Below are 22,675 nucleotides of genomic sequence, written 5' to 3' on the forward strand. Positions count from 1 at the left end.
CGCAATGTCATTCGTCACGTATCTTGTGGTTGCCGTGGTTGCTTATTTACTCGGCTCCATTCCGTTTGGATATCTGCTGGTGCGCTTTGTTCGCCACGAAGATATTCGCTCCAAGGGTAGCGGCAACATCGGCGCAACCAACGTCATCCGTTCCGGCGCAAAGGGACTTGGCGCTCTTACATTTTTGCTCGACGCTCTGAAGGGATACGTTGCGGTACTTGCCGGTGCGTGGCTGCTGCATGTCCCCGGACTGCAGGCTGTTCCTCAACAAAGTGCAATGGCGATTGCCGCACTGTTCGCCATACTTGGCCACATTTATACCGTCTGGCTGGGCTTCAAGGGCGGTAAAGGAGTGGCTACTGCGTTCGGAGTTTTTCTGGCGCTTGCATGGTTGCCTGCGGTGGCCGGACTTGTGGTTTTCATCGCGGGACTTGCGCTCTCGCGCTATGTTTCGCTTGCGTCGATTCTGGCTGCCGTCGCCTTTCCTGTCTTCGCATTTCTCCTGCCCCATCGTGCCTACACAGGAGTGCTTGTCGCCGTGCTGGTCATTGTGCCACTGATTGTGATTGCCAAACACCATCAGAATATTCAGCGCCTGGCCCAGGGGACGGAATATCGCTTCGGTAAAAAGGCAGATGCGGCATGAGTCGTATTGCAATCATGGGAAGCGGGGCATGGGGCACGGCGATTGCGGTGAGCCTCGCCAGCCGTGGCGGCCATGATCTGACGCTCTGGTCGCACTCGCCCGATGTCAGCGAAACGATCGCGGAGCGTGGCGAAAATACGGTGTTTCTGCCGGGCATTCCTGTGCCGAGGAGCGTTCGCGCGACTTCAAACATTGAACAGGCGCTAGGCGATGCTGAGATTGTTGTGAGCGTTATGCCGTCGCATCACGTGCGGGCCAGCTATGAGCAGTTCGCGCCATTCCTGCGGTCCGGACAGATGGTGGTAAGCGCCACAAAAGGTCTGGAAGACGAAACACTGCTGCGCGTGAGCGAGGTCATCGCCGAGGTGATTGGGAGATTTGATCTGAACCTGCCGATCGGCGTGCTGAGTGGGCCATCGTTCGCGCAGGAGGTCGCCGCAGGTTTTCCGGCGGCTGTCACCATCGCATCGAAAGATGCCGATCTGGCCGCGTGTATTCAACGTGAATTCGGCAGCCAGTCGCTGCGCCTTTATACGAACGAAGACGTGGTGGGCGTAGAGCTTGGCGGCGCACTCAAGAATGTCATCGCTATTGCCGCAGGCATCGTTTCCGGTCTGGGACTTGGACACAACAGCGCCGCAGCCCTGATTACGCGCGGCATTGTCGAAACGACGCGGCTTGCCGTGGCCTGCGGCGGACACAGCGAAACGCTTGCCGGACTGTCAGGGATCGGCGATCTGGTTTTGACCTGTACCGGATCGCTCTCCCGCAATCGCACCGTGGGAATCGAGCTGGGAAAAGGCCGTAAGCTGGCGGAGGTTCTCGCAGAACTCCGCGGCAAGGTCGCTGAGGGCGTGCGGACCACGTCGGCTGCACTCGGGCTCGCTCGCCGCTACAACGTTGAAATGCCGATTACGGAGCAGGTATCGGCTATTTTGTATGACGATAAACCGCCGTTTGAGGCCATGCGGGCCCTGATGTCGCGGCCGGGACGCGACGAGTAGCTTGTTACACTCGAAATAGCATGATTCAAACGCTGTTTGGCAGTCTCAACGAGCCGGAAAAAAAGAACATATTCGACCGCATGAAAGATGCCGTCTCGCGCACGCGGGACAGTCTCGGCGAGCGCATTGAAAGCGTCATAGCCCTTACGCGCGAGGTGGACGAGTCCACGCTTGAAGAACTGGAGATGAGCCTACTCGCCTCCGACCTGGGCGTGACCACCACAGGCGAGATCATCGATGCGCTGCGCGAGCGTGCGAAACGTCAGCAAATCAGAGACGGGGCGGAGCTCAAGGACCTGCTGAAGGAGCAGATCAAGAACATTCTCGATGAGCAACAGCGCCCGGTTCGCGCTGTAGCACCGCCCGAAATCATCATGATGGTGGGCGTGAACGGCACCGGCAAGACTACTACCAGCGGCAAGCTGGCGGCTTATTATCGCGCGCAAGGCAAGAGCGTGCTGATGTGCGCCGCCGATACGTTTCGCGCGGCTGCGATTGAACAGCTGGAAGTATGGGGGCAGCGCAGTGGCGTGGAGATCATTAAGACGCGGCAGGGTGGTGATCCGTCAGCGGCACTCTACGACGCGCTGCAGGCGGCAAAGGCGCGCAGCAATGATGTGTTGATTGTTGACACTGCAGGCCGCCTGCACACGAAAAGCAGCCTGATGGCAGAACTCGACAAGATGCGCCGCACGACGCAGCGCATTATCCCCAATGGCCCGCACGAGGTACTGCTGGTGATGGATGCAACGACAGGGCAGAATGGACTGCAGCAGGCGCGGCTGTTCACGGAATCCGCAGGCGTAACTGGCATCGTGCTCACCAAGCTTGACGGCACGGCGAAGGGCGGCATTGCTGTTGCGATTGCGCGCGAGTTGAACTTGCCGGTACGATTCGTCGGCGTAGGTGAAAAGATCGAAGACCTGCTGCCTTTCGACAGCAAAGCCTTCGTCGATTCACTACTCGGAGCCTGATGGTGCCGGAGGAAAAAGCCTCGCCTGTCGAGATGCACTGGATGGAGCGCGCCATTGAACTGGCGAGGCGATCCGTTGGCGTGTCTTCGCCGAATCCCGCCGTTGGATGTGTGCTCGTACAAAACGAAAACATCATCGGCGAAGGTTTCCACGAATACGAAAAATTCGATCACGCCGAAATCGTTGCTCTGAAGCAGGCCGGGGAAAAAGCTCGTGGGGCAACGGCATATGTCACCCTCGAGCCGTGCTCGCATCATGGACGAACCGGGCCATGCGCCGATGCGTTGATCTCTGCAGGCATAGCTCGCGTCGTCATAGCCACAGGCGACCCCAATCCAGAGGTAAGCGGGCGGGGAATCGAGAAGTTGCACGCCGCTGGCATTCCTGTCACGACCGGCGTATTGCAGGACGAAGCGCGGGCTCTGAACGATGGCTTCGCCAAGCAGATCCGTACCCGGCAGCCCTTTATTACGCTCAAAGCGGGCGTTTCGCTCGATGGCCGCATTGCTCCAGGCTCTGCTTCAAAAGGCAGGACGCATTACATCACCAGCGAAGCGTCGCGGACGATTGTGCAACAGATGCGCCATGCATCCGACGCGATCATCACCGGCGTCGATACGATCATCGCCGATGATCCACTGTTGAGCGACCGCAGCGGATTGCCTCGGCGCCGTCCGCTGCTGCGTGTCGTGCTGGACTCATCGCTGCGTCTCCCCATTTCGTCGAAGCTTGTGCAAGCTGCGAACGGCGATGTCCTGGTTTTTCACACGGATGAAAACACTGAACGCGAACGAGAGCTTGCATCGGCTGGGATTCGGTTAGAGCGAAGCCCAAAAATCGAAGGACATGTTTCGCTCAGATACATCGCTGCACGACTTGGGGAGATGCAGGTTCTGAGCTGCATGCTCGAAGCAGGATCGCGGCTGAACATTGCCGCTCTGGATGCGGATATTGTCGACAAGCTGTGTCTCTTCTATGCCCCGGTTTTTCTTGGAGGCAACGCTGTCCCGCTACTAGCTGATACGCCGCGAAACCTGCAGCAGTTGGAGCGCATCTCATGGAAGACGGTCGGCAGCGATGCCTGCTTTGAGGCTTACCTTCACGACCCCTGGAAAGAGTGATCCATGTTCACTGGACTGATTGAAACGACTGGAAAAATCCTTAGCGTGGAAGAGCGCATTGGCGCCCGCCGCATCACCATCTCGGCACCTGGCATTGCCAAGCGGCTCCGCACGGGCGACTCCGTCGCGGTCAGTGGCACCTGCCTCACGGCGCTCGATATCTCAAACGATCCGCCGGTTTTCCATGCCGATCTAGCTGCGGAAACGGTGGCGCGGACATCTCTGGCAGCGCTCAAGCCGGGAACGATCGTGAATCTTGAATTACCCACGCCCGCGGGCACGCCGCTAGGAGGCCATGTAGTGCAGGGTCACGTGGACGCGACAGGAACATTGCTCTCGCTTGATCCAGTCTCACCTGACATCGATCCTCGCGCGACGGACTGGTGGCTGCGCGTTGCGGTGCCGGAAAGCGTTGCGCGCTATGTCGTCCATAAGGGCTCCATCGCTATTGAAGGCATCAGCCTCACGGTCGCAAAGTTCGACGGCAAAACGATCACAGCTGCGATCATTCCGCATACCTACGCGTATACAAATCTTCACAATCTCAAGCGCGGAGACCCGGTCAATCTCGAAGCCGACGTGATGCTGAAGTTCTTCGAGCAGCAGAGGACGGCGAAGCCGGAATTTGAATTGTCGCTTGATTACCTCATTGCGAACGGCTACTAAGCCTCAGACATTTCCTCGGCGCATTTCATCGGCCAGATGATCCGATGCGCGCATTGCAAGCGCGAGAATCGTCATCGTCGGATTCTGCCATCCGCCGCTCACGAAGCTTGCTCCGTCAACGACTACGAGGTTCTTCACATCGTGGCTCTGACACCACTTATTCAGCACGCTCGTTTTCGGATCGTCGCCCATCCGGCAGGTTCCAAGCTCGTGAATGCTGTAGCCCGGGGGATTCGGATCATAGTTCTTTGAGAGAACTTCAAAGCCCGCAGCCTCCGCCAGGGAAACGGTGGTGTCCACTGCGTCTCGGGCCATATTGAATTCATTGTCCGTGTACTTCGTATCGATGCGCAGTACAGGAATATCCCAGGCATCCACAACGTTTTTGTCGATGCTCACGTGGTTTTCATAGCGAGCCAATACCTCGCCCATAATGCCCGCACCAAAAGTGCTGCCGTGATAGCTTTCCAGTTTTTGCTGCAGCTCTTCTCCATAGGCTGCAATATTGCGCGGATCCATCGGCCCATTGCTGCTGTAGACGTTCATAGCGTAGCCGCGGATGAAATTTTTCGCCTTCGTGTCGATGTTGCGGAAACGGGGAATCAGGGCGCTTCCTCCCATCAGACCGGGTGCCGCTTTTCCATCGCGCGCTTCGGGCACTGAGCAGACAACCCCTGCGCCGTAGATCTGATCAATCAGGTAGTGACCCATCACGCCGCTCGAATTTGCCAGCTTCGAATTCAGCAGCAGCCGCGTGCTCTCCAACGTGCCCGCTGCCAGCACGATCACACGCGCTCTAACCGACATCTCCCTGCGCGAGAGACGATCGACGAAATGCACCTCGTTCGCCAGGCCGGTATTCTTATCCGTTCTGATTTCGCGCACGACGACATTCGGAATTGCCTGCAGTTTTCCGGTGGCAAAAGCATCCGGCAGAAGCAGGTTTACCGAGCTCGCGAGCCCATTTACTCCTTCGGAGCTGCGAGCCTTGCATACGCGCACGCCGGCGCGCTGGCCGGCATCGACAAAGCGCTGCATCGAGCCCGACCACGGAGCGTTGTCCTCAATGAAGTTGCCATCGGGGTATTGCGCCAAGCCATCCGAGTGACCTCGCACGCGGAAGATCCCTTCCACCTTCGAGTAGTATGGCGCTAAATCGGCGAGGCTGATCGGCCAATCATCGCCGTAGCCATCATGCGACTTTCCTTTAAGCTCGTAATCGCTGAGTCGAAACGACTGGCGCGACCAGAAGAGCGAACGGCCGCCAAACAGCCTTACTCTTACCCAGTTGTAGGGCTTCTTCGGATCATAGGTATAGGGAACTTCGTGTTCATCGACCCATGTATTTGCATTGAATTCATTGGACTGAAAGACATGCGGCAGGCGTCCCGGTTCTTTGAAACCGCGATACGGCAAAGCATAAGCCGGCTTTCGCTGCGTGTCTCTCTGTACATCGGCAATCGGCCCGGCATTCAACATCAGGCATGAAATACCTTTTTCCGTCAAAATCTTGGCAGCCATCCCACCCGAATGACCAGACCCAATAATCAGAACATCTACCGTCTCTTCAGCCATCTCTTCGCTTCTCAACCTTTTGCTTGAAAAAATTCCGTGCAGCGACCTGCACCGCGGGAACGCTAGGAATGTCGCTTCTGCGGCGACGGGCGTTGCAGAACCGGGATGCGCTCGCGATACATGTCAGGCTCAACCGGAAACCAATACAGCCCCATGTCCGGAGCAGCTTCGCCTTCGGCGCGTTCTGCATCACTCCATGCCTGGGAATTGATTGTGGCTGTCCGGATATCGCTATGTGCCACATTCATGAATTGCTCGTACGGCTCAGTTGGCGGGTGGTCCGACATCCAGGTTCGCAGCCAGGGCCGAATCAGTTGATCCGCTTGCGCCGAAGTTACATTCGCGAATGCTACTCCGAAACGCTCGGAGGCTTCAGCGTCAAGCCGATGCAGTCCGGCGCGATACATCTCCTGGCGATCAGCCGGAGACGCGCCAATCAGGAAATCCAGAAATTCCGGCGTTCCTGCCTGGATCGCTCCCGGATAGTTTTTAATTGGCGGCAGCAGTATCTCGCACAGGCGGCGTAACGTTACCATTTCTGGCCCAGTAAAAAAATGAGCGTTCGTCTGTGCCACCGCATCCGGCAGAATCGAGTTGACCGGAACGCGATTTACTTCGGACATTCCGCGCATCCAGGGAACCGGGCCCGGAGCTGTGGGTACAGGCGGTGGCGTGGAAGGCGCGACCTGTGTTCCTTGTTGAGCCAATACTGACCGCGCAGTAGCCGATACCGCAACGATGCCTTTAACAAAATCACGCCGACGCATGGTGTTGATCGCTCTCCAATCGGAATTTCAGAGAAATCCTAATGCTCAGGTTCTGCACAATAGAGCTTTAGAGCCTATCGAATTTCTAAATGACGTTTCGTCGAGAAGGTTAAAAGTCTCTGCAGAGAATTGCAAGTCTGCCGCCCCATGATCGGAGCGGCAGGCGTGTATTTACAGCAGCTTCATCGCGTCCGGATCCCAATGCATCACGGCTCCGCGTTCCATCGAAAGATTGCCAAGCAACGCAGCACCTGCCGCCCTGTACCCGAAGACTGCATCTTCCACAACCGGCTGGCGCGACCGCACAGAGGCGAAGAAATTTTTGAAGTGATCGTAGCTGTCGCTGTATCCATGCGGGACGACATACTTTTCAAATCCTGCAGGCGGCGCTCCCTCGAAATGAGTTACGGGATATTTTTTGCGATACTCTTCAAGAATCTGCTTCTGCATGGCTTCGGTGAATGTACTGATCGTGTAGCCAGGCTCTTTCTCGCGCGGCACGCGGCTCACGCTGACGGAGTTTCCGACAATCTCCATTGTGCCTTCCGATCCAGTAAAGATCAGGCCTTCGCTCTCTTCGCCGCCATCTACAAAATTCACGCGTAGACTCAGGTTAAATCCCTCGCGGTAATCGAAGAGGCCGAGCATTACATCGGGTACGTCGCGCCCATCCTTCCAGAAGCGCAGACCTCCGGTCGCCATGGCGCGCGTCGGACCATGCGATCCGGTGATGAAGTGCGTTCCGCTGAACAGATGCACGAAGAGATCGCCAGCTACTCCGCTTCCATATGCCTTCCATTTGCGCCACTGGAAGAAGTGTTCCGCATTGAAGGGGATTTTCGGAGCGGTGCCCAGAAAGCGCGGCCAATCGCATGTTTCGGGCGAGGCGTCGAGCGGGACGGTGTAGTTCCATGCGCCCATTGCCGAGTTGCGGTCCCAACGTGCCGTGACCATATTGAGCTGACCGATGGCGCCTGATGCCAGCAGCTCCTTTGCTTTCGCATAGATTACGGAGCTGACGCGCTGGCTTCCGATCTGGATGATGCGTTTCGTGGTGCGCGCGGTCTCGATCATCTCCGGCCCATCGGAGTAGAGATGGATCATCGGCTTTTCGCAGTACACATCCTTACCGGCCTTCATCGCGTCGACGGAGGCTTGCTTGTGCCAGTGATCTGGTGTGCCGATGATGACGGCATCAATATCTTTGCGTTCCAGAATCTCTCTGTAGTCGCGCGTGGTAAAGATATCGCTACCCCATATCTCTTTACTGTGCGCCAGCCTGCCGTCGTAGCAATCGGCCACGGCGACCAGCTTTACGCCTGGAACTTCCACCGCGGCTTTCGTGTCGCCCATGCCCTGACCGCCCGCTCCAATGAGTGCGATCTGGATATGATCGTTAGCTGAGACAGGCTGCGAAGGCTCATTTTGAGCTGTCGCCAATGCGTACATGCGTGGTGCCAAAAGCGTCTCTGCTGTTGCCGTTCCCGCTGCTTTCAGAAAAGTCCTCCGGTTAATTCCCTGCACAGAAAGTCCTCAATTAAAAGTTTTGTTCTTCGTCAGTAACCATACACGTCTGGCGCCTTCGATGCATCTTGGAGGGGGCTGCCATTGCTTAGTGCGGAGCGCTGTTGTTCCCATTTTCATTGGTCAGAACATGGATCGTATGCAGCCATGCCAAGGCGCTGTCAGGCCATGTTGTAACCGGAAGAGCAGTGCGCCGCAATCCGTATCCGTGGCCTCCCTGAGCATAAATGTGCAGCTCCGCCGGGACGCCGGCATGCTTCAGCGCCATGAAATAGACCACTGCATTTTCCACGTGCACGGTATCATCCTCGGCTTGCACGATAAATGACGGCGGTGTTTTGCCGGTGACATGAATATCGGGATTCGGGGCGAAGTTTTGTTCCGCGATTGCCAGATATCCGGGATAAATGATTAGCGCGAAGTCAGGACGGCAACTCAGTTTGTCGGACGCATCCACAGGCGCATAGAGCCGCTCATCGAAATGGGTACTGAGTGCCGCAGAGAGATGTGCTCCCGCTGAGAAGCCCAGCACACCAATCCGCTCCGGATCAATTTTCCACTCGCCAGCATGGGCACGAACAATGCCCATGGCCCGTTGCGCATCCTGGAGCGCGGCGTCAGATTTCGGGTACGGACCCGAATCTGGAACGCGATATTTGACGAGGATGCACGCAATGCCGGCAGAGTTCAGCCGGTCGCAGACTTCTGTGCCCTCAAGATCCATAGCGAGAATGTGATATCCGCCGCCAGGAAAAACCACAATCGCGGCCCCGGTATTCTTTGCCTTGGGCGGATAAAACGTAAGCGTCGGTTGCGAAACATTGCCCAGCCGAATGACCGGCCTGCCGGCGATCAGCCCATCTTTGGCCGTCGTCGTATCGGCCTCCGGCGCGGCGTTCGTCTGTGCGCCCGGCACTCCATCAGGCCAAAGCGGCATGACGACGCGGGCAGCGGATTGTGCAACGAGATACGGCGAAACTCCAGCAATAAGACCAAAGACCAGCAAACGTAAATACATAGCAATCGCCCTGATGAAATTAGCGCCGAAAGCTAATAAAGACGCCGCAATCCAAGATACATCACATCGATGAGTAGCACCGGATGCAGTGAGAATGACAATCTCTCATGTGTTTGCCACTGCATGCCGAATCGAACGTAATGGTTCGTCCTTTCGGCATAATAGCTATATGAAGGGAACGCCCGTCGCGTCGCTCTTTGTGCAACTCGCGCTTACCTCAATTGCTTTCGCCGCATCTGCCATTCACATCGGCAACAAAGATACATCCATCGCTCTCGAGGCGGGTTCGGCACAACCTGCAATATCAGGCTTTACGCGAAGCGGATGTTCGGGCTGGAGCTTTACGCCAGTCGATACGTTGATCCGACGTGTGGAAGTGGACTCCCGCGGAGTGGATATTTCGTGGACTTTTCAGCAGGCCCTCTCACAGATTACGCCGACAAAAGTTCGGCTTGTATACGATTCTTCCGAGCCGCATCTGCGCGCATTTTGGGAGTGGAATGCGCGTGCGCCATTCGGGCCAATTGAGCATTCCATCGAAATTCAAAATCTTAGCCCGCATGATGTCTGGCTCCCGATGCAGGATAGCCTCCAGCTGAATCTACAACTCTCTACCAGCGATCAGCTGGAACACGTCTGGATAGAAAAGGGTGCGGGTGGGCCGTCCGCGGAAGGCGTGCACCGGAATGCGGTTCGCGATGGTTATCAGTGGACCGGGGAATCCAGCACATACGCGCACCCAGCACAAGGTCAGCAACGGGAGATGATTCCTTACACACTTCTCCAGCGCGCCGATCACAATGCCTGCGGGTGGTATGTCGGAATCGAATTCAGCGGAAGAACACGAATCGCAGTCCAGCGTAATGGCAGCACGTTGGCGACAACCGCAGGACTGAATCCAGAGCCCGGCCCCTTTCGCACGCTCCTTCAAAGCGGAGAAAGCTTTTTCTCACCCACCGTTTTCGTCGGGGTATTTCGCGGAGGCGCGGATGGAGCGGGCAATGAACTTCGGCCATGGGTGCGCGACGTGTTGAATCATCGTGACACAATTGAGTCTCCGCATTATCCCGAAGCGGTGAATAACAGCTGGGGCAGCGGTATGCAGATTAACGAAGCGCAGGCGCGCAGCATGATTCGCGATTCCGCGGAGCTGGGTTTTGAAATGTTCCACCTCGATGCCGGGTGGTTTCGCGGAGTGGGCGACTGGTATCCGGATCCAAAAAAGTTTCCGCATGGCCTCGCGCTCATCGCCGACTATGCCCACAGCCTCGGGCTCAAGTTCGGATTGTGGATGGACTGGGCGCAGGCCTCGCTCGACGATCACGCTGGCTCACTGTTTATCCATGACCCTGTGACGCGCAATTGGCTCATTGCCGATCCACCTTCGCGCTGGAAACAGGGAGACGAATTCAAAGGCATCACCATCGACCTTGGAGTACCCGCTGCACATGCGTGGGCTCTCGAAACCGTCAAGCGCGTTGTGAATGACTACCACGTGGACATGCTCGAGCACGATGGCTACGTCGTAGCGCAAGGCTGCAGTCGCCCCGATCATCCCCATGCGCCTGCTGACCCCGCGCATACAAGAGTCTATGAAGATTCCGGCTTTCTATGGGCCGACAGTTCAAATTCGACGGATGTCAGCTATCATGCAACACTTGCGTATTACGATGTGCAGTCGCAGCTTCGGAAGCTGCATCCGAATCTACTGCTAGAAATCTGTAATGACGGCGGCAGGATGGTCGATTTCGGCAGCGCCGCGCATGGAGACTACTTCTCGATCTCCGACGCCTATGATCCTCTGTCGAATCGTCGTGCCTTCTCTGATGCCAGCTATGTGCTGCCGCAGGCAATGCTTGAAACGTATGTCCAGAAGTGGCCGGCGGCGAGCCTTGACAACTTCCGGTATGTCCTGCGCAGCGGAATGATGGGTTGGTTCACGCTTATGCTCGATACCACTGCATGGAATGAAGAAGAACATGCTGCCGCGCGTGAAGCTGTTGCAGTTTACAAAGAGAAATTGCGACCCTTAATCCGTGAGGCCAATCTTTATCATGTTTCATCAAGGCCCGATGGTGTTCACTGGGATGGCATCGAGTATTTTGATCCTCGGCGCAGCGTTGGTGTTCTCTTCGCGTTTCGCGGATCTTCGATTGAGGATTCGCAACACACATTTGTATTGCAAGGCTTGGACCCGCAGGCTATCTATCATCTCGAGTTTCAAGATCATCCTGGCCAGAATAAAGATCTCTCCGGGCGGGAACTCATGAGTAAAGGCCTGCAAATTATTCTGCCCGGCGTGAATACCTCGGATTTGGTCTTTCTCAGTGCGATCACGAAATGACACGTCGATGACAGCATCCGGTGGATTCCGATCATGAGTGTGGCGATGAGACACGGCAGGACACTCGAAGAAATTATATGTCGATGGCTGAATGTTTTTCGATGGTGGCCTACTTCAACATTTAGATCTGTTTAAAGACAAGGCTTCTTGGCATTGTTGTTCTCGCCACCGTAAAAACAGTTCCTAATTCGCCGCTTTCGGGATGGACGGCAAGAGATGATAATTCGTTCTGATAGTTATCGAGTACAAATAGACGCCGATCATCTGAAGATAAAGTCAGGCTCGTCCATGAGCGATCTTTCAAAATCGATCGCTGTACGATAGAGAGCTTTCCGGTAGCAGAATCAATTTTCCAAACAGAGAGGCCTTGATCGGAAGATGACGTATAGAGGAAACGGCCTGACGCGGAGATGACGAGGGATTGTGCTTCACGTGCCGTGATTCTTTGCGTCGTCATTACTCGCTGTTCATGTTCTATCTCTTCTAAGTTCGGGGAGTAGCGGTAGCAGTCAATCGACCCGTCAAGCAGGTTAGATACGTAGAAAAAATTGCCAGCCGGATGCATAGCGAGATGTCCCGGTCTGGAGGCAGGTTGCGAAACTGTATCGAAGGTTCGCACCATCCTGCCGTTTTGGAATGCAAAGACACTGATCCGGCCGCGTCCCTCATCTGTTGCGAGAAGATGTCGTCCGGCCGGATCGAATACAACGGTATGCGGGTGAGCGGAAGCCTGATAAATGGGGTGGGAGCCTGTACCTACCTCTTTTAAAATCTGCGTGACTCGACCTAGCGTGCCGTCCTGTTCAATTGGCAGTATGTTGTATGCTCCGCCGCCGTGAATCGCAACAACGAGATGCTTGCCATCGTGCGATACGGCGATATGTCTGGGCCTGGTGCCGGACAGCGAGAGAGGCTGTCGATTGATGAGAGTGAGGAAGCCGCTTTTAGGGTTGATCCTGTAAGCCTCGACAGTACCGCGCGGCAGACCTTCATATTCATCGACTTCATTCGCTGCATATAAAAATTGCTGACTGGGATGGAGTGTGAGAGATACAGGTGAGCGGCTAGGAACGTTTTGTTTCCAAGTCCAGTGATCTGCGCTCAGCTCGAAGACGTCGATCCCTTTCGAAGCGATGTATGCGAATTGGTCTGGCGAAATTGCATTGGTTTGAGCATGCAGCAATGTCTTGCTGTGTGGAAGTATGTTGTCCAACGCGCCGAGAACAGACGAATATCCGATGCCTTGTAAAAATGTTCTTCGGCTCCATCGCGTATTCCATCGCATAGAGAGAATAACCTCAGTCAGACAGCCTTATAGGCGGACAGACATAGCATGGTGGAAAATATTATTCGGATCGTAGCGCCGTTTCACACCCTGCAGAAAAGGATACAAACCTTCGTCGCCGTAATATAACTGCGGCCAAAATGGATAGGCCAGCATATCGCTGTCGGGATAGTTGATATAACAACCTTCGTAGTGTTTTCCGGGATATGGGGTGGAAGCATACTGTGGATCGACTTCCGATCCGGAATACAGATCACTGTAGAAACCCTTCAGCCACTTCAGACGGCCAGCATCATCTCCAGCGTTCTGCCAGTACGATTGAAATTGCAACTTCATGATCGATGAGCGCTGCCAGATGGATGTCTCCTCCGCAAGCTGGTTGCGATTGATCGCGCCTCCGTAGGAGTCGATCGCCAGGACGAATCCTCTCAGATCAATGCCGTTCGCGTCGCTAGTCATGTGTTTATATATGCGGCGGGCTTCTTCAGCCGTAAAGTTTGTCTTCATATAGGCGGATTTATATTTCGCGCGACCGCTACCTTCGCCGCCTCCATCACCAACGGTGGCATCAAGCCACAGTCTGCGACTCATCGGATATTCTCCCGCACAAGTTTCGCCTTTCGTCGAAGCATGTGGGATGGCCCGCTCTCCACCGGGGGCTGGCGCTCCGGGAGATGGGTTGCAGGGTGAGAAAAGGTTGAGAAACTCGTTTACGACGCTCACATCGCTGCAGGTACCGTCCGGGTTACAGAACTGCAGCGAAAGGCCAAAACGCTTGGTCGAGACATGGGAAATATCCAGAATGGAAAAGAGGCCATGTGTATCCGGTTCCTTGCCGCGCGTCTCCCAGTAATGGCCGTAGCTCGTCAGGATGGTGACGAAGCGATCTTCGGTCATTGTGTCCCAATCAAAGGACAAGCCTGCGTGCACGACCTCGTGCGGCACCGGAGGAAGTTTGTCGAATAGAAATGCGGTGATGATGCCAAAATTACCGCCGCCTGCGCCGCGGCACGCACGGAAGAGGTCGGGATCATGTTGCTTATCGACCCGACGAGGGACCACCTTGCCATTTGCATCTACGGTAAGGATATCGACGGCTGATACCCAATCCACGGTGAGCCCGTGTAGGCGAGAGAGCAAGCCATATCCGCCACCGCTGATGTGGCCACCTGCACCTACGGCGTAGCACGTACCTGCCGGAATCGTCACACCGTAGCGCTTAAAGAGATCGAGATAGATATCGCCTAATTGCCTACCTGCGCTGATACGGTATCGCGATCCATCTTCATGGGATTGCGGATCCTGCATGAGGCTTAAATCGAGAATGGCGCCGCCGGGGTTGTTGACGACAAAGTCCTCGTAACAATGGCCGCCACTGCGCACGGTTGGACGCAATCCGGCACTGACGATTCGCTGCAGGGCTTCTGCTGCGTCCGATGCGCTTTCGCACAATTCGATACGGCTGGCGAAATCTGCTTCCGACGGCAGGCGCAGATTTCTGCTCCTTTTCAGGGTCTGATAACGCGGGTCCTGCTGGGTAACGGTAATTGCCATATCACTTTCGGATCATCGCTTCAGTTCACACAGATTAGTTCTTTACCGCGGTCCAGGTAGCTTCCCCATACTCGCCCATATGCACAGAGCCGCTTATGTTGCTGCCGGCTACGATTCCTCGGAACGTCCAGGGAATGGAATTGCCAGGAACTTCCATATTGCTCGTGAGCTCGATACGGTCAGTGTGGACAACGCCTTTGAGATTGGCCTTATATAGCTCCCCTGCCTGTGTGCCAGTAAGCTGATCTCCATCTTGCTGCAAGGCAAAGTGTTGTTCTCCTGTGCCGCGAGTGTACTTGAGTTCGACAGCCCAGTTCCCGGCAATCTGCGCTGGAGCTCCTTGAGGAATCAGAGGATTTTCATAGTGCCCGGGATGCGTCAGCGCCTCGTAGATGGCGTCAGCGACGATCTTGTCTTCGCCGGGCGCCATCATGTACGGCATGATCACGACGGAACTTTGCATGTGGTCTGGACGCTTGCCGGTGCCTTCATCGACCAGGATGCGAGGCGTGCCTTTGTCGAGGCGTTCGACAAGCTCCGTTCCGGTAATTTTGAGCTGATTCGCGTCCCAATGAATACGAAGTTGAGGTGAGCGATTCGAAAGATCTTCGGGTTGCAGGTATTCGGTTGTTACCGAAGGCAGGCTTTTCACGCGGCTTTCGATGTGTTGCAACCAGGAGAGCCATTCACGTTGCTCGGCTGTATGATCGCGCTTGTACCACTCGCGTACCGCAGCAAGCATGCCCATGATTTCTTCTTTGCCGACTTTGAGCGCGCGACCCCAATTGTGATGTGGCGCTGCGTTGAACCACGCAGCCTGCACAATGTCCTTTTGCCCGAGCAGGATGCCTGCGGCCTGTGGTCCGCGCATGCATTTGCCACCTGAATATCCCACGAGCGTTGCGCCGTGGGCGATATGAATATTCGGGACCAGCGGCTCTTCAGCAGCAGCATCGACAAAGACAGGAATTCCTTTTTCTTTCGCGATGGAACAGATGTTGGGGATCGACAAAGGGCCTTTCTCTGCCGCCGGGCTGGAGAGGATGTAGATCATGGCTGTCTGCTCAGAAAGCTTAGAGCGCAGCTCTTCTTCCGAATCGACCTCGACGATTTCGACGCCGCTCATGCGTACACCAAAGTCGTACGGATTACGCGAATGCTTTGGGATGATAACCTGGCTCTTGCGCTTCACATAGGGCAGTGATTGCGTTCGCTCAGGGTCGGTGCCTGCCACACATGCAACCGTGGCGAGCGCAATTGCCGCTTCGCAGCCTGTGGTCACAATCGCCGAATCTGCTCCCATGAGTTTGGCAATTTCGCTGCCAACTGCAGGCATCAATTCGTCGAGGTGGACGAAATAGTTAGACGCCTCAAGCATGGCCTGCTTCACCTGCGGAAGCGATCGGGAACCGGTGATTATGGTATAGGTTCCACGTGCGTTGATAAGTGGGCGGACTCCGATGCGAGTAAAAAGATTGTCGTGGTCCACGCTCTCCATCGCAGCATGCAGCACACTTTGCGGATCTGCAGAAACTCCCGCGTTTGCAGACAAAGGAGAAACAGCAGTGGCGGCAGAAATGGCCGTGAGCATTCCCGATTGCTTCAATACATCTCGTCGGGAAGGACGGGTGCTGCGAAAGAGAGACATGGACGCGCCTTTATCGTTTATGTTTTTGACGGCCTGAAATTAGCAGCTCAGATGTAAGCGATCAAGTCAATCTCTACAAGGGAATTTCCGGGGATTCCGCCAGCCGGAGCAACCGTAGTGCGCACTGGCGGAACGTTTCCCCAGCGGCCTTTATACGCGGTGTTCATCCGCTCCCAATCCTTGATGTCGTTGAGATAGACATTCACTTTCAGAACCTTGTCCATCGACGACCCTGCGGATACAAGTTTCTGCTCCAACTCATCGAGCACGTGTTTGGTGTGCTCTTCAATCGTGCCCTCAAAGTGGGCGCCCACACCTGCGAGAAACAGCAGGTTGCCATAGGAAACAGCACCGCTGAAGAGAGGTGTTTCTCCGGGCTTCGGTGGCGGATAGCTTTTCTTCTCCAGCTTAGGAGTTTTTGCTGAAGCTGTTTCGCTCACAACTGCCGCGCTACCGACGGCCGCAGCTGCTATTGCAGCGTTTTTAAGAAGTCCTCTCCTCGACTGCTGTTCCATGCTTTTTCTCTCCTCTAATTTGTGGATGTAATAACTCTATGTGTGATTTTTTGTAAGTACAGTTTTTAGACTGCGACCAACAATTTCAGCTTCGCCCGGTTGCAACATCCAGGTTGCAATGACAATCGTATTCTCATCCGATGGAATACCGACTCTTGAGCTTGTGCCGGTGGCTGGGTTCAGCTCAATCGAAGGGCTCTGCGCGCGCAGTTTTTCCTGTACCTGCTGCGGCGTAATGCCCACAACTGATGGATCATACGAAAGCAGTAGATGCGGAACATGATTGGCGATGGATGGCATGAAGACGCGCGTCTTCATGGTCGGCACATCCTTTACGGAATTTGCAATGATGTTGGTCAGGCGCATGTACTCGGCCTGGTTTTTTTCGTCAGATTGAGCGAGCAGCCAGTCTACGGCTGCCACCATACCGACAATCTGTTCTTTGGCAACCTTCATCCCGCGGCCCACTGCATCCGAATTTGGATTGTTATTCGCTGTAGCAAGGTCGATAAGGTGCTTTTTGCCGAGCAGCAGTCCGGCGTTTTGCGGACCGCGAATTCCTTTGCCCCCAGAAAAGCAGACCAAGTCGAAACCCATACCGGTATATTTCCAGAGGTTTTCAATCGGCGGCATATCGGCGGCGGCATCATTGTGGCAGGGAACGCCATGTTCGTGCGCGACGTTCAGCCATGTCTCGCGGTCGATCTGCGCAGCATTTGGTCCTGGCTCAGCAGCATTGAAGAAGTTCGTCATTACTGTGTTGGGCCCGAGCGCACGTTTATAGTCCTCTAATGTAACTACTTCCTTAATATGCACTCCGCACAGCAACATCGCATGATCATATTCATAGCGATGCGCTTTTTGCACCACTACTTCGTTCTTCATCTTGTCGACATTTTCTGGAATGTCCTGCGGACTGACGCCATTCGCAGAAGCGATGCAGGCGGCGGTGGCAAGCGTGAGCGCTGCGGACGCGCCAGAAGTGACGACCGCTGCCTCGCAACGCAACTTCTTCGCAAGATATTCACCAGCGGCAAGCTGCAGATCTTTCAATCGGACAGGATGCAGGGCTGCCTGCGCCACGGCTCGCTGTACCTGGGGTGGCATGCATGCAGCGGTGAGGTAGGTGTAGGTTCCGGCTGCATTGATAATTTTTTCGACGCCGAGCTTCGCGTAGTAATCATCGGATGAGGTTGTGGCTTCGGCGAAAGCGTCGGATGCGTTGCTGGAGAGCGGGCTTATACCGAGCGTTGCAGCCGCGGCAGAAGATAAGCTGAGAAACTTTCGCCGCGAAACCCGGCACTCCACGCTCTTGTCAGACATTGCTATCTTCCTTACACAAAGTGATGTGGTGAGGTAGGCCTCACCGAAATCATCCGCAGCAAAACTTCAGCGTTCCAGTACAACCATTCCAAGCGAGCAGGTGCTGGCTGTCATCGGCCACACGCCCTTTTACGAAGTAGGGCAAATGTCCTATTGATGTAAACGCTAGATACGACCAAACTGCTTCACTGCCTCTTCAATGGAGTGGAACTTTTCGATGAAAGGATACATCGAGTGCTCGCTGTCATCCAGATGCTGTGCCAGCACAAGAACCTCCGGCGCTTTGTCACGCGGCACCACAACGACGCCGTCCTGATCGGCAACAATGATGTCCTGCGGGGAAACTTTTACTCCGTCGCAGACCACCGGTAGATTCATGCCGCCGAAGCGATAATGGCTGACCGATGTAGAGGGCACCGGCCCGGTGGAATAGACGGGGAAGCCTATTTTCTTGAGCTGTGGGAGATCGCGAACTCCGCCATCGATAATGGCGCCTGCAAATCCTCTCGAGAACATTGCGGTTCCCATCAGGCCGCCCATGCCTGCGATGTCGGCTCCGTCTTCAACCGTCATGACATACACCGATCCCTGTCCGCCTGAATCAATCGCCTTCAACATTCCGGACAGGGCATTGGCATCGTGATTCTCTTCCTTCACCAGTTTGACGGTCAGGGCGGTACCGGCAAACTTTGTAGGAAAAATGGCCTGCATGTGATGCGACATGTAGCGTTTTTCATGGAGAAGCTGCTCGATTGCGTCCGAGACGGATGCTGCTTCCACATGGCGGTATGCATCGATCATCAAGGCGGGGTCGGCAGCATAGTCGGCGGCTGTCTTCGGAGCGTCGGCATGGACAACATGGACGAGAACGGTCACGGCAATGGTTGCAAGAGTGATCATGATGGCGCCACGACGCAAAGAAATCCTGAATATATTCAACGAAACAACCCTCCTGCTATACGAAGTGCGGCTTTTAGTCCAGATGGATCAGTCCACGCTGAAGTGCGTAGATTGTAGCCTGCGTTCGGTCACGGGCTCCCATCTTATCTAAAACAGAAGACACATGAATACGCACTGTTTTTTCCGCGATGTGCAATTCGTCGGCGATCTCCCGATTCGATCGCCCCTGTGTGATGCATGCCAGCACTTCAGATTCCCGTGGGGTGAGATCGACCGAGGGAATGCGCTCGGCCAGTCGATCAAGCGCAAGGCGCGGAAGATAGCGAAGGCCACGGTCTACGCTTTGAATTGCGCTGACCAGCTCCTCACCGCTGGCATCTTTCGTAAGATAAGCCATTGCGCCGAAGCGCACGGCACGGTAGATGTCCTCGCTCCCCTGATAGTTCGAGAGAATTACAATGCGTGCCCTGGAGAATTCCTGCCGCAACCGCGTGATTACCTCAAAGCCGCTCATGCCGGGAAGCCGCAGATCGAGTACCACCACATCGGGCTGCAAGGATCGGTACATCGCGATCCCTTCTTCGCCGTCAGACGCTTCGCCAACGATACGGATTTGAGAATGCCCTGAGAGGACGGAGTGAAGTGCCATGCGTGCCAGAAAATGGTCTTCGATGAGAAGAACGCGAATCTCTTTCATATGCCAATCCAGGGAACAATGTACTGTTGCTGCTGCTGTCGGGTGACGTCCTGCAAAGCATTGAAGGAGACGTTCACTGACACTTCCGTGCCTTCATCATACGAGCTCTGAAGGCGCAGTACTCCACCTACTTTTCTCGCCCGCTCTTCCATGACAGGTATGCCAAAGTGTCCTACCTTGAACGAATCTCCGCGGAATCCATTGCCGTCATCACGAATGGTGAGATTGAGAGCGTTCGCCTCATACCGCAGATGCACAGCGATGTGTGACGGCGATGCATGCCGCATTGCATTGGAGACAGCCTCCTGTCCGATGCATACCAAATGATGAACATAAGCAGGGGCCAGTGGAATCTCATCTCCTTCCACACGAAACGTGATTGTTGGAGAGTCGCCCGATTCCTGGGAATTCAGTGTATGCGAGAGCGCATGCGAAAGGATATTGGTCATGTAACCTGTATCTCGCAGGTCCCAGATAATGCGCCGCGCCTCAGCCTGACAGTGGGCAACCATGCTGCGGGCGAGATCGCAGGATTTCGCCGCCGGCGTATCCATCAGCGCACCATCGCGGAAAATCTTTGCTGTCGCCTCAAGCTGCCAGGAAATGGCAGCAAACCCGGCCATCAGGGTATCGTGGCACTCACGGGCGATCCGGTTCCGTTCTTCGATGACGACGCCGATGCGTCCCTTTACCAACTGCACGCGCTGCTTGAAAAACTGCACGGCCAAAGCGGTAGCGAGGACGAGCATCGCCAGATAGAAATACCAGGTCTGATAGAAATAGCCTTTCTGTGTGACGGATATGGCAGTCACAGCAGAGTCCCACGCCTGCCCACTGTGACGCGCCTGAACTTCAAAACGATATTTACCTGGCGGAAGACGACGATAGCGAGCTAAGCGTGCATGGCTTGTCGTCCACTCAGAATCGTAGTTGGCTAGGCGATAACGGAACTCAATCTGTGAAGGGTTCGATAGATGGACGGCGTTGAAGAGAAACGTAACATCCGATTGGCCGGCTTGGATATCGACGTGATCGCCGGTAAGCGAGTGCTCAGGATTCAGATCATCGGTTAGCGTCCAACCCAAAACCGGGACGATTGGATGCGAGGCTATCGAGGCTTCTGCGATATCCGTCGTGTGCGCGAAGCCTGTGGTGGTCGCGAACCAGAGCATGCCATCGGCAGCGCGAGTAGATGCCGGCGTGGAAGGACTGCTGCACTCGCTCGATCGCATGCCGTCGGATCGCCCAAAAAGAACGGGAGCAAGATACGATTCCTGCCCGTCGGCGAGAGCGTGCAGGGCCGAGACTTTCACCCGCACCACACCGTGCGATGTCCCCAGCCAGAGATGGCCATCGCCGTCCTCAATGGCCGTGCGCACCGGAAGCATCGGCAACCCGCTCCTGGCATTCAGTGCTTCCGCTCGATCATTCCTGAGAAGAGACAGTCCACCGCCCTTCGTGCCGATCCATGTGTAGCCGAGACTGTCTCGCATGAGCGAGATCACATGAGGATGCGGCAAATCAGTGATGGGAGAAGAGTGTCCATCGCGCACGCGAAAGAGACCGGTGCTTGCGCCGACGAGGATCGATCCATCTGTGTCTTCAAGCAGGCAGGTGATCAGCTTTGAATCAAGGAATAGAGAGCGCAGCTTCGCGTCCGGTTCCCCATTTGCGAAATAGAGAAGGCCTGTATATGTGCCAATCCATAGACCACCTTTGTGATCTACCAGAATCGAGCTGACCGCATTCCCTGGCGACTCATTGCCGAGCAGGTAGTGGCGAAAGGATTTTCCGTCATAGCGATACACTCCATCGAACCATGTCCCAACCCACAGTTGCCCATGCTGATTTTCGGCAAGAGCGCGAATCGGTGTCGCAACTGACAAGCCTTGTGGAGTGGTATTGATCAGCTTTCCATCATGAATGCGATAGAGACCGTTGCCCCATGTGCCGAGCCAGAGATCGCCGTGGCTGTCTGCAAAAACATTTGCGGCATACGTTGCGGGTAAACCCTCTGGCTCACCGTAGGCGGCAAAGGGTGCTTTACGCCAGCGGCTCAGGCCGCCTGTCTCCATACCCATCCATAAGTTCTGCTCGCTATCAAGAAACAAGGAACTGATCGTGTCATCCGGCAATCCATTGCGTGATCGCCATGAGGTCAAACCGTCATCACCAATTCGCCAGAGACCATTGTGTCGTGTACCAAACCAGAGATTGCTCTGAGCATCTCCCAGAAGTACCGTCACCGGGCTCTTGCTGCGGGCCGCCACGACTTCGTCATACTCTGTGCTTTTATCTCGCGGCACTAGCCGAACGACACCATTCATGGTTCCAACCCAAAGCTTGTGTTGTGGGTCGCGATATACTGCAACCGGCTTCCCAAGCGCCGTGTTTCGCAGCGTGTATGGCTTTGGTTTGCCTCTCATCAGGTGGAAGAGCCCATTGGAAGTAACAAAGAAAATGCCTCCGCGGTCGTCTTCCGCAAAGGGAGATGTAATATCGCCGGAGATCATCCCGGCTTCGCTGAAAACCTGCAACTGGCCGTCGCGATATCTTTCGATGCCGTTCTGTGTGGCGATCCAGAGAGAGCCGGCGGCATCCTCATAGAGCATGCGAATGCGCTCATTCATACGACCGGCAAGCTCACTGATATTGTTTGGAGTTCCGGACCCGCTGTATTGCAGCACACCGCGTCCATCCGTGCCGATCCAGAGATTACCATTTCGTCCAAACACGGCAGCATTGACAGCCTCGCCATCCACATCACCGGGAATAGAAAGGCTCTGGAAATGAAGCCCATCGAAGGTAGCCAGACCGGATGACATGGCAAGCAATAGGAGTCCATCAGGCCGCTGCGTGATCATGCGGACATTGTTCTCCGGAAGGCCGTCTTCTACCTGCCAATACTGCTTCTGATATTCGGAAAGCCGGAGACTGGTTTGTGATGCGATTGCCGGATATGCAATACCAAGACTCGCAAGCGAGAACACGACAAAAATCCACAACTGTACTGTGACAGTCCCAGGACGCCAGCGGGCGAGCTTGAGCGGACATCGAACAGAGCGACTCATGCCGTGAGTGATATTCATACGGCATCACAAATGGGTGGGTATT

The 22,675-nt window shown here is 55.2% G+C and carries 18 protein-coding genes; 6 read left to right on the top strand and 12 right to left on the bottom strand.

Annotation, left to right across the window (positions count from 1 at the left end):
- Positions 1-4: 4 nt before the first annotated feature.
- From plsY to GSQ86_RS14575, 5 genes are read left to right on the top strand one after another with little or no spacing between them, the layout of a single operon-like run.
- A complete protein-coding gene (gene plsY / locus GSQ86_RS14555; protein WP_158750675.1) occupies positions 5-646 on the top strand; it encodes a glycerol-3-phosphate 1-O-acyltransferase PlsY in 642 nt (213 codons plus the stop codon).
- Positions 643-1,650 (top strand): NAD(P)H-dependent glycerol-3-phosphate dehydrogenase, encoded by a 1,008-nt coding sequence (locus GSQ86_RS14560; RefSeq protein WP_158750676.1) that lies wholly within the window; start codon positions 643-645, stop codon positions 1,648-1,650. The genes plsY and GSQ86_RS14560 overlap by 4 nt, the downstream gene beginning before the upstream one ends.
- Before the next feature lie 20 nt (positions 1,651-1,670).
- Entirely contained in the window at positions 1,671-2,624 is a 954-nt protein-coding gene (ftsY, locus tag GSQ86_RS14565) for a signal recognition particle-docking protein FtsY (protein ID WP_158750677.1), read from the top strand.
- Positions 2,624-3,745: a bifunctional diaminohydroxyphosphoribosylaminopyrimidine deaminase/5-amino-6-(5-phosphoribosylamino)uracil reductase RibD gene (gene ribD / locus GSQ86_RS14570; RefSeq protein WP_158750678.1), complete on the top strand. Its 1,122-nt coding sequence runs from the start codon at positions 2,624-2,626 to the stop codon at positions 3,743-3,745. The genes ftsY and ribD overlap by 1 nt, the downstream gene beginning before the upstream one ends.
- Positions 3,746-3,748: 3 nt before the next feature.
- The gene (locus GSQ86_RS14575) at positions 3,749-4,411 is read left to right on the top strand and encodes a riboflavin synthase (protein WP_158750679.1); all 663 of its coding nucleotides are present in this window, start codon (positions 3,749-3,751) and stop codon (positions 4,409-4,411) included.
- 3 nt (positions 4,412-4,414) lie between these two features.
- Here the strand turns inward: GSQ86_RS14575 and GSQ86_RS14580 are convergent, their stop codons facing one another.
- From GSQ86_RS14580 to GSQ86_RS14595, 4 genes are all read right to left on the bottom strand, one after another.
- Positions 4,415-5,986, bottom strand: coding sequence for a GMC oxidoreductase (locus tag GSQ86_RS14580; RefSeq protein WP_158750680.1), 1,572 nt, complete (start codon positions 5,984-5,986; stop codon positions 4,415-4,417).
- A 62-nt stretch (positions 5,987-6,048) separates the two neighbouring features.
- Positions 6,049-6,753, bottom strand: a complete 705-nt coding sequence (locus GSQ86_RS14585) for a gluconate 2-dehydrogenase subunit 3 family protein (RefSeq protein WP_158750681.1) — start codon at positions 6,751-6,753, stop codon at positions 6,049-6,051.
- Between the two features lie 171 nt (positions 6,754-6,924).
- Positions 6,925-8,277 (bottom strand): Gfo/Idh/MocA family protein, encoded by a 1,353-nt coding sequence (locus GSQ86_RS14590; protein WP_158750682.1) that lies wholly within the window; start codon positions 8,275-8,277, stop codon positions 6,925-6,927.
- Between the two features lie 88 nt (positions 8,278-8,365).
- Complete coding sequence (locus tag GSQ86_RS14595) at positions 8,366-9,295, bottom strand: alpha/beta hydrolase (protein ID WP_254062397.1); 930 nt, start codon at positions 9,293-9,295, stop codon at positions 8,366-8,368.
- Positions 9,296-9,464: 169 nt separating this feature from the next.
- Between GSQ86_RS14595 and GSQ86_RS14600 the strand changes: the two genes are divergently transcribed.
- Complete coding sequence (locus tag GSQ86_RS14600; RefSeq protein WP_158750683.1) at positions 9,465-11,639, top strand: alpha-galactosidase; 2,175 nt, start codon at positions 9,465-9,467, stop codon at positions 11,637-11,639.
- Between the two features lie 121 nt (positions 11,640-11,760).
- On the opposite strand, the gene GSQ86_RS14605 is transcribed toward GSQ86_RS14600, so the two are convergent.
- From GSQ86_RS14605 to GSQ86_RS14640, 8 genes are all read right to left on the bottom strand, one after another.
- A complete protein-coding gene (locus GSQ86_RS14605) occupies positions 11,761-12,924 on the bottom strand; it encodes a beta-propeller fold lactonase family protein (protein ID WP_158750684.1) in 1,164 nt (387 codons plus the stop codon).
- Between the two features lie 27 nt (positions 12,925-12,951).
- Complete coding sequence (locus GSQ86_RS14610) at positions 12,952-14,478, bottom strand: FAD-binding protein (protein WP_158750685.1); 1,527 nt, start codon at positions 14,476-14,478, stop codon at positions 12,952-12,954.
- A gap of 34 nt (positions 14,479-14,512) precedes the next feature.
- Positions 14,513-16,069 (bottom strand): PLP-dependent transferase, encoded by a 1,557-nt coding sequence (locus GSQ86_RS14615; protein ID WP_371720659.1) that lies wholly within the window; start codon positions 16,067-16,069, stop codon positions 14,513-14,515.
- A 104-nt stretch (positions 16,070-16,173) separates the two neighbouring features.
- The gene (locus GSQ86_RS14620) at positions 16,174-16,641 is read right to left on the bottom strand and encodes a RidA family protein (protein ID WP_158750687.1); all 468 of its coding nucleotides are present in this window, start codon (positions 16,639-16,641) and stop codon (positions 16,174-16,176) included.
- Between the two features lie 36 nt (positions 16,642-16,677).
- A complete protein-coding gene (locus GSQ86_RS14625) occupies positions 16,678-17,964 on the bottom strand; it encodes a twin-arginine translocation signal domain-containing protein (protein WP_158750688.1) in 1,287 nt (428 codons plus the stop codon).
- Positions 17,965-18,129: 165 nt separating this feature from the next.
- A complete protein-coding gene (locus GSQ86_RS14630) occupies positions 18,130-18,864 on the bottom strand; it encodes an RraA family protein (RefSeq protein ID WP_174239976.1) in 735 nt (244 codons plus the stop codon).
- A gap of 73 nt (positions 18,865-18,937) precedes the next feature.
- Positions 18,938-19,561: a response regulator transcription factor gene (locus tag GSQ86_RS14635; protein WP_158750689.1), complete on the bottom strand. Its 624-nt coding sequence runs from the start codon at positions 19,559-19,561 to the stop codon at positions 18,938-18,940.
- A complete protein-coding gene (locus GSQ86_RS14640) occupies positions 19,558-22,632 on the bottom strand; it encodes a sensor histidine kinase (RefSeq protein ID WP_158750690.1) in 3,075 nt (1,024 codons plus the stop codon). Before GSQ86_RS14640 ends, GSQ86_RS14635 begins: the two co-directional genes overlap by 4 nt.
- Positions 22,633-22,675: the final 43 nt, after the last annotated feature.

The sequence above is a fragment of the Acidobacterium sp. S8 genome, assembly GCF_009765985.1.
Lineage (GTDB): Bacteria > Acidobacteriota > Terriglobia > Terriglobales > Acidobacteriaceae > Alloacidobacterium.

Bases quoted from the DNA above. Each gene is read 5' to 3' on its own strand.
- GSQ86_RS14625 (WP_158750688.1), bottom strand. From the start codon at position 17,964: ATGTCTGACAAGAGCGTGGAGTGCCGGGTTTCGCGGCGAAAGTTTCTC.
- GSQ86_RS14600 (WP_158750683.1), top strand. From the start codon at position 9,465: ATGAAGGGAACGCCCGTCGCGTCGCTCTTTGTGCAACTCGCGCTTACC.
- ftsY (WP_158750677.1), top strand. From the start codon at position 1,671: ATGATTCAAACGCTGTTTGGCAGTCTCAACGAGCCGGAAAAAAAGAAC.
- ribD (WP_158750678.1), top strand. From the start codon at position 2,624: ATGGTGCCGGAGGAAAAAGCCTCGCCTGTCGAGATGCACTGGATGGAG.
- GSQ86_RS14605 (WP_158750684.1), bottom strand. From the start codon at position 12,924: ATGCGATGGAATACGCGATGGAGCCGAAGAACATTTTTACAAGGCATC.
- GSQ86_RS14620 (WP_158750687.1), bottom strand. From the start codon at position 16,641: ATGGAACAGCAGTCGAGGAGAGGACTTCTTAAAAACGCTGCAATAGCA.
- GSQ86_RS14610 (WP_158750685.1), bottom strand. From the start codon at position 14,478: ATGGCAATTACCGTTACCCAGCAGGACCCGCGTTATCAGACCCTGAAA.
- GSQ86_RS14640 (WP_158750690.1), bottom strand. From the start codon at position 22,632: ATGAGTCGCTCTGTTCGATGTCCGCTCAAGCTCGCCCGCTGGCGTCCT.
- GSQ86_RS14630 (WP_174239976.1), bottom strand. From the start codon at position 18,864: ATGATCACTCTTGCAACCATTGCCGTGACCGTTCTCGTCCATGTTGTC.
- GSQ86_RS14575 (WP_158750679.1), top strand. From the start codon at position 3,749: ATGTTCACTGGACTGATTGAAACGACTGGAAAAATCCTTAGCGTGGAA.
- GSQ86_RS14580 (WP_158750680.1), bottom strand. From the start codon at position 5,986: ATGGCTGAAGAGACGGTAGATGTTCTGATTATTGGGTCTGGTCATTCG.
- GSQ86_RS14595 (WP_254062397.1), bottom strand. From the start codon at position 9,295: ATGTATTTACGTTTGCTGGTCTTTGGTCTTATTGCTGGAGTTTCGCCG.
- GSQ86_RS14635 (WP_158750689.1), bottom strand. From the start codon at position 19,561: ATGAAAGAGATTCGCGTTCTTCTCATCGAAGACCATTTTCTGGCACGC.
- plsY (WP_158750675.1), top strand. From the start codon at position 5: ATGTCATTCGTCACGTATCTTGTGGTTGCCGTGGTTGCTTATTTACTC.
- GSQ86_RS14560 (WP_158750676.1), top strand. From the start codon at position 643: ATGAGTCGTATTGCAATCATGGGAAGCGGGGCATGGGGCACGGCGATT.
- GSQ86_RS14585 (WP_158750681.1), bottom strand. From the start codon at position 6,753: ATGCGTCGGCGTGATTTTGTTAAAGGCATCGTTGCGGTATCGGCTACT.
- GSQ86_RS14615 (WP_371720659.1), bottom strand. From the start codon at position 16,069: ATGCTCACGGCCATTTCTGCCGCCACTGCTGTTTCTCCTTTGTCTGCA.